This is a genomic window from Acidithiobacillus sp. AC3 (genome assembly GCF_050261095.1).
Classification (GTDB): domain Bacteria; phylum Pseudomonadota; class Gammaproteobacteria; order Acidithiobacillales; family Acidithiobacillaceae; genus Igneacidithiobacillus; species Igneacidithiobacillus copahuensis.
The window spans coordinates 1-12,980 of sequence record NZ_CP189838.1; the positions used below are offsets into that span (position 1 = coordinate 1).

6 protein-coding genes are annotated in these 12,980 nt (G+C 58.7%); 5 read left to right on the top strand and 1 reads right to left on the bottom strand.

Going from position 1 to position 12,980, the window contains the following annotated elements:
• Nucleotides 1–97 precede the first annotated feature (97 nt).
• From dnaA to ACQAYK_RS00025, 5 genes are all read left to right on the top strand, one after another.
• Nucleotides 98–1,447 carry a chromosomal replication initiator protein DnaA gene (gene dnaA, locus ACQAYK_RS00005; RefSeq protein ID WP_215872161.1) on the top strand — a complete coding sequence of 450 codons (1,350 nt, stop codon included), beginning with the start codon at nt 98–100 and terminating at the stop codon, nt 1,445–1,447.
• Nucleotides 1,448–1,688: 241 nt separating this feature from the next.
• Entirely contained in the window at nt 1,689–2,786 is a 1,098-nt protein-coding gene (gene dnaN, locus ACQAYK_RS00010) for a DNA polymerase III subunit beta (RefSeq protein ID WP_215872160.1), read from the top strand.
• Entirely contained in the window at nt 2,786–3,832 is a 1,047-nt protein-coding gene (gene recF, locus ACQAYK_RS00015) for a DNA replication/repair protein RecF (protein WP_215872159.1), read from the top strand. The genes dnaN and recF overlap by 1 nt, the downstream gene beginning before the upstream one ends.
• Nucleotides 3,829–6,228, top strand: a complete 2,400-nt coding sequence (gyrB, locus tag ACQAYK_RS00020) for a DNA topoisomerase (ATP-hydrolyzing) subunit B (RefSeq protein ID WP_215872158.1) — start codon at nt 3,829–3,831, stop codon at nt 6,226–6,228. Before recF ends, gyrB begins: the two co-directional genes overlap by 4 nt.
• A 59-nt stretch (nt 6,229–6,287) precedes the next feature.
• The gene (locus ACQAYK_RS00025) at nt 6,288–9,767 is read left to right on the top strand and encodes an FAD-dependent oxidoreductase (RefSeq protein ID WP_226827296.1); all 3,480 of its coding nucleotides are present in this window, start codon (nt 6,288–6,290) and stop codon (nt 9,765–9,767) included.
• Nucleotides 9,768–9,808: 41 nt separating this feature from the next.
• On the opposite strand, the gene ACQAYK_RS00030 is transcribed toward ACQAYK_RS00025, so the two are convergent.
• Entirely contained in the window at nt 9,809–12,934 is a 3,126-nt protein-coding gene (locus ACQAYK_RS00030) for a type I restriction endonuclease subunit R (protein ID WP_215872156.1), read from the bottom strand.
• Nucleotides 12,935–12,980: the final 46 nt, after the last annotated feature.

Genomic DNA, 12,980 nt, shown 5'->3' on the forward strand with positions numbered 1-12,980 from the left:
AAGGGCCATGGCGTATACTCCGGAGCAAGCAGTGGTGGCTAGCGTAGCGTGCCGAACGCTGCAGGGAAACGTATTCCGTACCTGTGACAAGGACCCCATGAGTAACGAAACGGCAAGCCAGGATGGTGCAGCGCTATGGAGCGCCCTCAGCGTCCGCATGGAAATGTTGGTGTCCACCCAGCAGTACAATACTTGGCTGCGGCCTTTGCAGGCCGAATTGCACGCCGAAGAACTGTTGCTCCTGGCACCCAACAGCTTTGTCCGCGATCGCGTGCAGAATCATTACCGCGAACTGCTGGAAAAAGAGCTGAATGAAATCCTTCCGGGCTTGTGCTTGCGCGTTGCCCTGCAGCAGGCGCCTGCGCCCATCAGCGACGAAAGGCCAGCGAGCCAGCCGGAGCGTCGCGGACACGCTCATCATCTCAACGGTCATCATCTCAATAACGGTTTTACCTTTCAGGCCTATGTCGAGGGTAAGTCGAACCAGCTCGCGGTAGCGGCAGCGCGCCAGGTGGCTGAACATCCGGGAAAATCCTACAATCCGCTGTACATCTATGGTGGCGTCGGTCTGGGCAAAACCCACCTGATGCATGCCGTGGGTAACGAAATCCTGCGTGCGAATCCGCAAGCCAAGATCCTGTATATCAGCTCCGAGGGCTTCATCATGGACATGGTGCGCGCCCTCCAGCACAACAGCACCGCCGAATTCAAGCAGCGCTACCGTAAGCTCGATGCCCTCCTCATCGACGATATCCAATTCTTCGCCAACAAGGACCGTACCCAGGAAGAATTTTTCCATACCTTCAATGCCCTCTTCGACGGCGGCAGTCAGATCATCATCACCTGTGATCGTTATCCCAAAGAGGTCGAGGGCTTGGAAGAACGTCTGCAATCGCGCTTCGGTTGGGGCCTGACGGTGGCTATCGAACCCCACGATCTGGAAACGCGCATGGCCATCGTTTTATGTAAAGCGGAAGAAGCGGGGATCGAACTGCCCCAGGAAGTAGCTTTTTTCATTGCCGAGAAGATCCGCTCGCACGTGCGGGAGCTGGAAGGTGCGCTGCGGCGCGTCATCGCGCACGTCAATTTCACCCGCAAGCCCTACAGTGTCGAGACCGCGCGGGCGGCATTGCGCGATCTGATCGACGTGCAAAAGCGCATGATCAGCCTCGACAACATCCAGAAAGTGGTCGCCGAGTACTTTCACATTCGTGGCTCGGAGATGCAGTCGAAGCGGCGCAGCCGCAACATCGCCCGCCCACGGCAGATGGCCATGGCCCTGACCAAGGAACTCACCTCACACAGCCTGCCGGAGATTGGCGATGCCTTTGGTGGTCGCGACCACACCACGGTCCTGCATGCCTGTCGGCAGATCGAAAAACTGCGGCAGAGTGACCCTCAGGTTGCCGAGGACTACAACAATATCCTGCGGGTGCTGGGCGGATGAGGCGCCGGAACAAGCTGTGGGTAACCCCCGGAACAAGTCCGGTACTGGCTTGGGGATGGAATCCGCACGGAAAATCATCCCCAAAGATACCGGCTTTTCCACAGGCTGTCCGTCCCTCCTGTCCCCCTGCATGGGGCATACTGATCAATAGGGTAAGCCTGTTATCCACAGGCAAAATTCCCCTTAATAATCACTATAAGAAAAAGAAAGAAAATTTATTATTCTCTTGGGAGACAACCCGATGAAGCTTCGTGTGCAGAAAGATGAGATCCTGCCCCTCCTCGCGGCCATGGCCAACATTGCCAATCGCCGGCCGGTACAACCGATCCTGTCGCATCTGTTACTGCGCAGCACCGAAAGAGGGCTGCAGCTCGTTGCCAGCGACGGGGAAATCCAGCTTCGTGGAGAACTGGAACTCAGCGTGGAAGAAGGCGGACAAACCGCCATTCCCGCACGCAAGCTCTATGACATCTGTCGCACCCTGGCGGATGGCAGCGAGATTCTCTTGCACAAAAACGGGGAGCGTCTGACCCTACGGTCCGGCTCCGCCCGATTTACGCTACCGACCCTGCCTGCGCAGGATTTTCCCATCATGGAAGAGCGCGCTGCGCGCATCTCCGGTAACTGCGATGGCGAAGATTTCCAACGCGCTCTGGCTGCGGCTTCCACTGCCATGGCACACAACGACACCCGCTATTTCCTCAACGGCGTTTTTGTCGAGATTGGCGAGCAAAAGATGCGCCTCGTCGCCACCGACGGACATCGCCTGGCGCGGGTGGAAATTGCCTTCGCTCATAGCTCCGATGCCGAGCCCTACCACGGCATCCTGCCCCGCAAAACGGTACTGGAACTGCTACGCATCGTGGGAAGTGGCGATATCGCCTGGAGCTTTGATGAACAAGGCTGCCGCATGCAACAGGGATCACAGGAATTTGCCAGCCGACTGGTGGATGCCAACTATCCAGATTATCGTCGGGTCATCCCTGTTGGCCAATTTACCCATTGCATCATCGACCGGCCAACGCTGAAAACTGCCCTGCAACAGATCGACGTTATCGCCAGCGACAAGAACCCAGTCTGCACACTGCACTTCCAAGCGGAAAACCTCGTGCTCCGCAGCCGCAATGAAGAGCAGGAAGAGGGGGAAATCAGTATACCGGCCGCGCTACATGGCGATGCCACAGAAATTGCCTTCAACACTCGCTACTTGCTGGATGCACAAAACATCTTTGCCAGCGACGAATTACTGATCCAGGTTCGGGACAGTGCCAGCAGCGCACTGATCCGCACCCAAGAAAGCGATAATCCCCTGTATATCGTTATGCCCATTCGTCTGTAATGCCCATCGTGGAGCTGCAGATCGAAAATTTGCGCAGCATCTCCCAGCTGACGCTACGGCCACAACCGGGTTGGAACTGGCTGCTCGGCGCCAATGGCGTGGGCAAAAGCACCGTATTGGAAGCCCTGCACCTGCTGGCCACAGGACAAAGCTGGCGGCGTGGACAGCGGCAGTTGATTCGCGATGGAGCAGAGCATTATCGGCTGGGTGCTCGCCTGAGTGACAGCATTGCAGAATTTGTCGGGATGCGGCGGCAGGGGGAAGAACGGGAAATCGCCCGGGACGGTGAACGCATCCACAGTGCCTGGGAATTGCTCGACACTCTGCCGCTGCAAGCATGGCACGAAGGCAATGCGCACTTTGTTTCCGGTACGGCCGAAGAGCGTCGCCGCATCCTCGACTGGGGTCTGTACTATGCCGATCGCCGTTACGGTGTAAGCCTGCGCGAATATCGCCAGGCTTTGCGCCAGCGCAATGCAGCCTTGCGCCAGGGGCTTCCACCGGAGGCCTGGAATGCCGCCGTGATCCGCCTCGGCGAGCGCATTCAGGATCAACGCAGCATCCACGTTGAGGCCTTGCAGCTCCATTTTCAGCGCATCTGGTCCACCAGCCCGCAGGCCGATCAGGAAGTGGATTTTGTTCTCCATCCGGGATGGAATGGCGATCTTGCAGAGGCCCTGGAACGCGATCGCAGTATCGATCAGCAGTTCGCCTATACCCATAGCGGTGCGCACCGCGCCCGCCTGCAGTTTCGCGTCCAGGGGCGGGCAGCCGCAGAGCAGTTGTCGCGCGGCCAGTTGCGCCTGCTGGGGATTGCCTTCCGGCTGGCGCAGATTGCCGTGCAACGCGATGCCGGGGCAGCCTTGCCGGTGATTCTCATCGACGATTTTGCTGCGGAACTCGACTCGCGAGCGCGTCGATGGTGGATGCAGGAGCTCCAGGCACTACAGACGCAGATTTTCGCCGCCGGCACCGAGCCACCCGCCGAGCCCGGCGATACCCTTTTTTATCTGCACGCAGGTCAATTGATCGAGGAAATGCAATGACGAAAAACTACGATTCTTCCAGCATTCAGGTTTTGCGCGGGCTGGAAGCGGTGCGCAAGCGTCCGGGCATGTACATTGGCGACACCGACGATGGCAGTGGCCTGCATCACATGGTATTTGAAGTGGTCGACAATGCCATCGATGAATCCCTGGCGGGCTATTGTGACCAGATCGTCGTCAGCATCCATGAGGATGAGTCGCTGAGTGTGACCGATAATGGCCGCGGCATCCCGGTAGACATCCACGCCGAGGAAGGACGCTCGGCCGCAGAAGTGATCATGACTGTGCTCCATGCCGGCGGCAAATTTGACGACAACGCCTACAAGGTCTCCGGTGGTTTGCATGGCGTTGGTGTTTCGGTAGTGAATGCCCTGTCGAGTTGGCTGCGCTTGCGCATTCAGCGCGATGGCCATGTCTGGACCCAGGAATACCGCGATGGCGAGCCACTGGCACCGCTGGCCCAGGGGGAGGCGTCGCGCAAGCATGGTACCGAGATCCGCTTCCTGCCTTCTCCGGAAATTTTTGCGCAAACCCGCTTTCATTTCGAAATCCTCGCCAAACGCTTGCGCGAACTGGCCTTTCTGAACTCCGGTGTGCGCATTCGTCTGGTCGACGAGCGCGGTGAAGGGCGCGAAGAAAATTTTCATTATGAAGGCGGCATCCGTGCTTTTGTCGAACATCTCAATCGCAACCGCAGCGCCATCCATCCCTCCATTATCACCCTGACCGGAGAGCGCGATGGCGTCACCGTCGAAGCGGCGCTGCAATGGAGCGACAGCTACAGCGAGACGGTGCTCTGCTTTACCAACAACATCCCACAGGCCGATGGCGGTACCCATCTGGCCGGCCTGCGCGGAGCCCTGACCCGCACCCTGAACCAGTACATGGAGCGCGAAGGACTGCTGGCCAAGGCGAAGATTGCCGCCAGTGGTGACGACGCCCGCGAGGGTCTGACGGCGGTGCTCTCGGTCAAGGTTCCAGACCCCAAATTCTCCTCGCAGACCAAAGACAAACTGGTATCCAGTGAGGTCAAGCCGATTGTCGAATCGTCGATGACCGAGGCCCTGACCATCTTCCTCGATGAACATCCCAAGGAAGCGCAGGCGATTGCTGCCAAGATCATCGAGGCGGCGCGGGCACGGGAGGCGGCGCGCAAGGCGCGGGAACTGACGCGGCGCAAGGGCGCCCTGGATGTCGCCAATCTGCCAGGGAAACTGGCCGACTGTCAGGAAAAAGACCCGGCCAAATGTGAAATCTATCTGGTCGAAGGGGATTCCGCCGGTGGCTCGGCCAAGCAAGGCCGCGATCGTCGCCATCAGGCCATCCTCCCCCTCAAGGGCAAGATCCTCAATGTCGAACGCGCGCGTTTCGATCGGATGTTGGGCTCGGACGAGATTGGCACCCTGATCACCGCCCTCGGCACCGGGATCGGCAAGGAAGACTTCGACGTGGCCAAACTGCGTTATCACCGCGTCATCATCATGACCGATGCCGATGTCGATGGCAGCCATATCCGCACCCTGCTGCTTACCTTCTTCTACCGGCAAATGGCGGAGCTGGTTGAACGGGGCCATGTCTATATTGCCCAGCCGCCGCTGTACAAGGTCAAGAAGGGGCGGGACGAGCGCTACATCAAGGACGACAACGAGCTGGCGGCGTATCTGCGGGAGCTGGCCATGCAGGGCGCGGCCTTCCATGCCGAGACGGGACGTAGCGTCACGGAAGAGACCCTCGCCGCCATGATGCGTCAGTATCAGACGATTGATGCCCTGGTGGCCCGCTTGGAGCGCCGCTATCCGCAAGCGCTGCTCTGGGCAATGGCCAGCGTGCCGGCACCGTTGGAGGACGCCAGCGACGCGCAGTGGGCGGCTTATGCCCAAGCCCTAGCGGCGGAGATGGAGGTAACTGCCCTGGCGGGGGAAAACTGGCAGATCGAATGGCTGGGCACCGCCGAGGAACCGCGCTTGCTGGTCAGCCGCCAGCTACATGGCAGCCGTGAACAACGTTATCTTGATAGCCAGTACTTTTTCAGCAGTGATTTCCGGCACTTGCGCAAATATGCCAGCGAGGTCGAAGCGGGACTGGGGCAGGGAGCGCGTATCGAGCGTGGGGAAAAAGGCAGCGACGTGCGGCGCTTTCGTGAGGCCATGCAATGGTTGCTGGCGGATGCCCGGCGTGGCGTCGAAATCCAGCGCTACAAAGGCTTGGGTGAGATGAACCCGGAACAGCTCTGGGAAACCACCATGAATGCCGAAAACCGGCGCCTGGTGCGTGTGGATGTGGAAGATGCCATCGCTGCCGACGAGGTCTTTTCCATGCTCATGGGGGATGCCGTGGAGCCACGCCGTCGCTTTATCGAAGAGAATGCCCGCTACGTCTCGCGACTCGACATCTAAGTACAGGGAAGGGCAAAATGGCCGGCTTCGGTCGGCGGGGAAAGCAGGGAGTACCTTTTTTGAAGCTGAGTGATTTCGCATTTTCAAACTATCTGCAGGCGGAAACGACGCAAGAGCTGGATACCGCCTTTCTCGATGCACTGCGGGAGCGGGACACCGATCTGGCGCAGCGCCTGCTCGATCATCGCGCCGGACGCGCTGCACAGGACGGCCAAGAACGCAGCGAGTTGTTGCTTGCGCTTGCGCCGCATCTGGAAAATTTCCTCGTCGAGTTTTTTGCCATTGCCGATGCCAACCAGGCCCTGCAAGCCAAGATCCGTGATCAGGACGTGGTCATGGACTTCAAAAAGCAGTTTGTCCTGCGCCGCGGCCGACGCTTTCGCGGCGAATTCGCCGAGAGTTTCAGCGACCTGCAAAGCTGGTTGGATCAGCAGATGCATGCCAGCGGTCTGCCCGCCGACGATCGCGAGTGGTCGATTGCCCGCTTGGGGATGGGCTGGTTGGCCGATGAGGCCGCGCACGCCGAGGCTATTCAGCGGCTAACCCAGTGGTGTGCCCTGGCCCTGAGTGATCCGTCGGCCAAGCTTGCCGTAGAGGGATGGTCGAGTTTTCGCCTACCCGAACGGATGGATCATGAGAACCTGGTGCCGCTGGTACATGCCGAGCGCGCCGATCATCCCCTGGCGGCCGACCCGCAAAATTGGCGACGTCGAGATGCCTTCCATCTCACTGACCAGCGCATGGACCTGCGCAGCGTGCAAAGCGAGGTGCATTACTGCCTCTATTGTCACGACCACGACGGCGATTTCTGCTCGCGCGGCTTCCCGGAGAAAAAGGGCGTACCCGAGTTGGGCTTCAAGGTCGATCCCCTCGGCGTGACCCTGACTGGCTGCCCCTTGGAAGAAAAGATCTCCGAGATGCAGATTCTGCGGCGGGATGGCTTCAGCATTGCCGCCCTGGCGATGATCATGGTCGACAACCCCATGGTGCCGGCGACGGGCCACCGCATCTGCAATGATTGTATGAAGGGCTGCGTCTATCAGAAACAAGACCCGGTCAACATTCCCCAGGTGGAAACGCGCATCCTTACTGACGTGCTGGAACTGCCCTTGGGCGTGGAGATCTATGACCTGCTGACGCGCTGGAATCCGCTGCGCCAGGAACAATTCGTTGCCACCAACGACAACGGCCGCAAAGTCCTGGTAGCTGGCATGGGGCCGGCAGGCTTCACCATGGCCCACCACCTCCTGCAGGCGGGCTGTACTGTGGTCGGGGTCGATGGGCTCAAGATCGAACCCTTACCCGATGGCCTGCAAACGGCGCCAGTGCGCGATTGGTCGGCCCTGCAGGAAGACCTTGATGAGCGCATCCTGCTCGGTTTTGGCGGCGTTGCCGAATACGGCATCACCGTGCGCTGGGACAAGAACTTTCTCAAGCTGATCTATCTCAGCCTGCTGCGGCGGCCGGGGTTCCAGATCTTTGGCGGCGTGCGCCTCGGCGGCACTCTGCGTTTGGAAGATGCCTGGGAACTGGGCTTTGATCATGTCTGTCTGGCCACCGGCGCTGGCCTGCCCCGGGTGCTATCCTTGCCCGGCAGTCTGGCGCGCGGCATGCGCCAGGCCAGTGATTTCCTCATGGCCCTGCAGCTCACCGGTGCCGGCAAGAAAAGCAGCCTGGCCAATCTGCAGGTGCGGCTGCCCGCCGTGGTCATCGGAGGTGGTCTGACGGCGGTGGATACCGCCACCGAGGTGCAGGCCTACTATATTCGCCAGGTCGAAAAAGTCCTGGCGCGCTATGAGGCGCTTTTGCCCGAGATGGGCGAGGAAAAGCTGCGGGCAGGATTGTCCGAAGAGGACGCCGGCATCCTCGATGAATTTCTTGCCCACGGTCGGGCAGTACGCGCAGAACGCGAGCGGGCGGCGGCGAAGGGCGAGGAACCCAATTTCATTCCCCTGCTGCATGCCTGGGGTGGCGTCACCCTGGCCTATCGCAAGGGTATGCGCCAGTCCCCTGCCTATACCCGCAACCACGAAGAGCTGATCAAGGCCATGGAAGAGGGGCTTTTCTACCAGGAAGGCGCAGATCCACTACGGGCCGATCTCGATGGCTTTGGGCATGTCGAGGCCATGGTTTTCCGCAAGCTGCGCGAAGAGGATGGCCGCTGGGTCGCGACGGGCGAGGAACTCTGCCTGCCCGCCCGCAGTGTTTTCGTGGCCGCCGGAACGGTGCCGAATACCATCTATGAGCGGGAATATCCGGGTACCCTGCAGCTCGATGGCGATCATTTCCAGCCGCATCTGGCGCACCCGGACCGCAGTGTGCAGGAGGTGCAGGTAGCGGAGCACTGTAAATCGCCCGAGCCCGGTCCTTTCACTTCCTACCAGGATGGCGTCGGTCATCGGGTCAGCTTCATTGGCGATACCCATCCGGTCTATCACGGCAGCGTGGTCAAGGCCATCGCCTCTGCCAAGCGGAGCTATCCCGATGTGCTGGCGGCGATGGAAATTCTCCCCCCGGCGCCACGGAAGGATCTCTCTGCGTTCCAGGAGCGCCTGAAGTCTCGGCTCAGCGCCCGGATTCGTCGTATCGACCGCAGCAACCCGGCGGTCTGCGAGCTTTGGGTCGAGGCCCCGGCAGCGGCCAGTAATTTTCAGCCGGGGCAGTTCTTCCGCCTGCAGAGCTTCGAGACCGGCAGCCCCGTGGTCGAAGATACCCGCTTGCAGATCCCGGTACTGACGGTCAGCGGCGCCGGAGTGGAAGGCGACTTGATCCGGCTGATGGTGCTGCAATGGGGTACGGCGCCGCGCATTGCCGGACGCCTGCAGGAAGGCGATCCCGTCCTACTCATGGGTCCGACGGGGGCACCCACGGACATTCCCCAAGGCAAGACCATCGCCGTGGTCGCCGGGCGCTGGGGGGCAGCAGTGATGCTCGATATCGGCCCCGCCCTGCGCGCCGCCGGTAATCGTGTGCTCTATGTGGCAGCCTTCGCGCAGGCCAGCGAGCTCGACCACCAAGACGAACTGGAGGCCGCCGCCGACCAGATTCTCTGGTGTACGGCTCGGGGTCCGAAGATTACCGCGCGGCGATCGCAAGACCTCAGTGTCGAGGCGGCGGACATGGTACAGTTGCTCCGTGAGTACGCCGCCGGACAATTGCCCGGACAGGCCGGGGATGGGATCCCCCTGCAGCAGGTCGATCGTCTGATGGTGATGGGCTCCACCGGCCTGCTCAAGGGCTTCCAGAGCGCTCTGCGCGGCGATCTCGGGTCGTTGTTCCCGGCCCATCTGGAAGCGGTTGCCACCGTGGGCAGCCCCATGCAGTGCATGCTCAAGGGTGTCTGTGCCCAGTGCCTGCAATGGCAGGTCGATCCGGAAACCGGCAAACGCACCCAGGCGGTGTTCACCTGTGCCGGTCAGGATCAACCTCTGGCCTGGGTCGATCTCGACAACCTCACCGCCCGGCAGGGGCAGAACCGTCTGCTCGAACGGCTTTCCAGCCACTGGCTGGACCATGTACTGGCGCGCGCCGACGCCTGAGGATCAATCCCGCACAAACGAGGCGCTGATCTCGTCCAGGGTCAGGCCTCGGGTTTCCGGGGCAAATCGCAAAGCTGCCCGCCGACGCCTTTGAACTTCTCTACAAACGCCGCGATTTTCTGAAAAACGCTCTGCTTTTTGGACAGGTATTGTGGATTCAGCGGGCTCATCTTGGGCAGTACGGCATTGAGCTCCGTGCCACTGTCACTGGCAAATTCCCGTTTGAGCGAGCTGGTGATATAGCGCCTGGCGGCCTCGACATTCAGATTTTCGGCGCTGATCAGTTCTTCCGCCTCGCGCTGTTGTTCCGCTTGGGCAAAGGTGAAGAAGGCATCGATGACGCTCGCCTTATCGCCAATCTGATCGAGATCGGTCTGATTGATAAAATCGACCAGCAGGCTCTCCTTGGCGCGGTTGCCCAGGCTGGCGCGAATGACCCGACGCACTTCATCCACCAATTCCGATTTGCTCTTGACCTTCTTGTGGTGCTCAAAAATCAACTCCAGAATGTAGTCTAGGTTGATCTCCTGGGATTTGAGCAATTCCACTTCAAAGACCACATCATCCCAGTCGATGCTGGATTTTTCCTTCTCGGCGGAGGCCTTATCCCGCCGCAACCAATCGCGAATATCATTATAGCTCGAGCGGTAATCCTGGATTTTGCGTTCGGCAGGTATCTTGATCTCTTGCAACGCGGCCAGATCCTCATCATTCAGATAATGCTTGGCCTTGAACGCCGCCACCGCCGCCGGGTCGCTCATATCAATGCATTGCAAATCCTTCAGACTGGCGAACTCATCGAAGTTTTGCAGGATGTTTTCAACGCGCAAATATTCGCCAAAGAGCTTGGCGAAAGCCTTTTTGTCCGACTCTTTTTCAATGGCGGCAGGATCCGGGAAGCGCGTTTCCAGCTCCTTCACCACCGCCACAAAGCCGCGCCGCGCCTCGCCGGTGACCTCATCGGTGAAGCCTTCCATGTATTCGCTATAGCTCTTCTCCAGCACCACATTCTTGGTGTTCTTGTCACCGAACAGGGTAATGGCGGCTATGGTCGCCTGCTCCAGATCGCGGAAGGTAACGATATTGCCGAAGGTTTTGGTGGCATCAAAAATGCGGTTGGTGCGCGAATAAGCCTGCATCAAGCCGTGGTAACGCAGGTTTTTATCCACAAACAAGGTGTTCAGCGTGGGCGCGTCAAAGCCGGTGAGGAACATGCCGACCACAATCAGCAGGTCGATCTCCTTGGCTTTAACCCTTTTGGCCAGGTCGCGGTAATAGTTCTGGAAGCCATTGCTATCCACGCTGAAATTGGTTTTGAACAGTGCGTTATAGTCGGCAATGGCCGCGCTCAAAAACTCCTTGGCGCTGCTGTTCATGGCCGAGACATCAAAGCTCTCGTCGGCAATATCGCCCACCGCATCCTGCGCTTCATTGGCGGCAAAGGAAAAGATGGTCGCCACCTTCAGCGGCTTGTCGCTATCCTTCTGCAAGGTCTTGAACGACTCGTAATACAGCTTGGCCGCGTCCACGCTGCTGACCGCGAACATGGCATTGAAGCCTTTGTTACCGGGATGCAGGCGGTGGGTTTTCTGGCGGAAGTTGTTCAGGATGTACTGAGTGATCTCGCAGATGCGATCCGGGTGCAGCAAAGCCTGCCGGTTTTCTGCCGCGCTGAGTTTTTTCTCATCCTGCTCGGTTTCAATGGCCTTGAACTGCGGGCGCACATCGTTGTAGTCCACCTTGAACTTCAGCACCTTTTCGTCACGAATCGCATCGGTGATCACATACGCATGCAGCTCACGGCCAAACACGCTGGCAGTGGTTTCCGCGCCCAGCGCGTTCTCGGGGAAGATTGGCGTGCCGGTAAAACCAAACTGATAAAACTTCTTGAACTTCTGCTTCAGGTTTTTCTGCGCCTCGCCAAACTGGCTGCGGTGGCACTCATCAAAAATGAACACCACCTGCTTGCCAAAGATCGGCAGGTTGCCTTCGCTCTTCATCAGGTTATTGAGCTTCTGGATGGTGGTGACAACGATCTTGTTGTCGTCCTTGTCCAGATTACGCTTCAGTCCCGCCGTGCTGTCCGAGCCATTCACGCTGTCCGGTGAAAAGCGCTGGTATTCCTTCATGGTCTGGTAGTCCAGATCCTTGCGGTCCACCACAAAAAACACCTTATCGATGAAATCCAACTCGGTAGCCAGACGCGCCGCCTTGAAACTGGTCAGGGTTTTGCCGCTACCGGTGGTGTGCCAGATGAAACCACCACTCTCCGTATTGCTCCAGTTCTTGGCCTGATAGCTGCTCTTGATCTTCCACAAAATGCGCTCGGTGGCAGCAATCTGGTAGGGGCGCATCACCAGCAAGGTATCGCTCACATCGAACACCGAATAATGCAGTAACACATTGAGCAGGGTTCCTTTCTGCAAGAAAGTGGCGGTAAAGTCCTTCAAATCCTTGATCAGACTGTTATCCGCCCTCGCCCAGTTCATGGTGAAGTCGAAGCTGTGCTTGTTGCGCTGCGTGGTATTGGCAAAGTAGCGGCTGTCGGTGCCGTTAGAGATCACGAACAACTGCAAGTATTTGAACAGCGAATGCTCGCTGTTAAAGCTCTCCTTGCTGTAGCGGTGCACCTGATTGAAGGCTTCCCGAATCGCCACGCCGCGCTTTTTCAGCTCGACCTGCACCAGCGGCAGGCCATTGACCAGAATCGTCACGTCATAGCGGTTGACGTGGCTGCCGGTCTGCTCGAATTGCTTAATCACCTGCACCTTGTTGCGGGCGATGTTCTTCTTATCCAGCAGGTAGATGTTCTGGATGCGCCCATCGTCAAACACAAAATCGTGAATGTAATCGTCGTGAATCTTGCGGGTTTTCTCGACAATGCCATCGCTCGGCTTGTCCAGCCAGGTTTCCACAAAACGCCGCCACTCGCCATCAAGGAAATGCACATTATTGAGCGTTTGCAGTTGCTCGCGCACATTGGCCAGCAAGGCTTCGGGGGTACTTAGGCTGGGCAGGTATTCATAGCCCTGATTCTGCAAGTCCACGATCAACTCGCGTTCCAAGTCGTATTCACTCTGGTAACTTTCGGCCACCTTCCAGTCGCGGCTGTATTTATCCAGAACAATGAAGTGATTGGATTCAGCGATAGTTTTGTAGTCGGTCATCGGTATTGTTCCTGGCTATAACAAAAGTCATATTTTCCCGCAGCCT

Excerpts from the sequence above, each read along its gene's own strand:
- dnaN (WP_215872160.1), top strand. The coding sequence starts at position 1,689 with ATGAAGCTTCGTGTGCAGAAAGATGAGATCCTGCCCCTCCTCGCGGCC.
- dnaA (WP_215872161.1), top strand. The coding sequence starts at position 98 with ATGAGTAACGAAACGGCAAGCCAGGATGGTGCAGCGCTATGGAGCGCC.
- ACQAYK_RS00030 (WP_215872156.1), bottom strand. The coding sequence starts at position 12,934 with ATGACCGACTACAAAACTATCGCTGAATCCAATCACTTCATTGTTCTG.
- recF (WP_215872159.1), top strand. The coding sequence starts at position 2,786 with ATGCCCATCGTGGAGCTGCAGATCGAAAATTTGCGCAGCATCTCCCAG.
- gyrB (WP_215872158.1), top strand. The coding sequence starts at position 3,829 with ATGACGAAAAACTACGATTCTTCCAGCATTCAGGTTTTGCGCGGGCTG.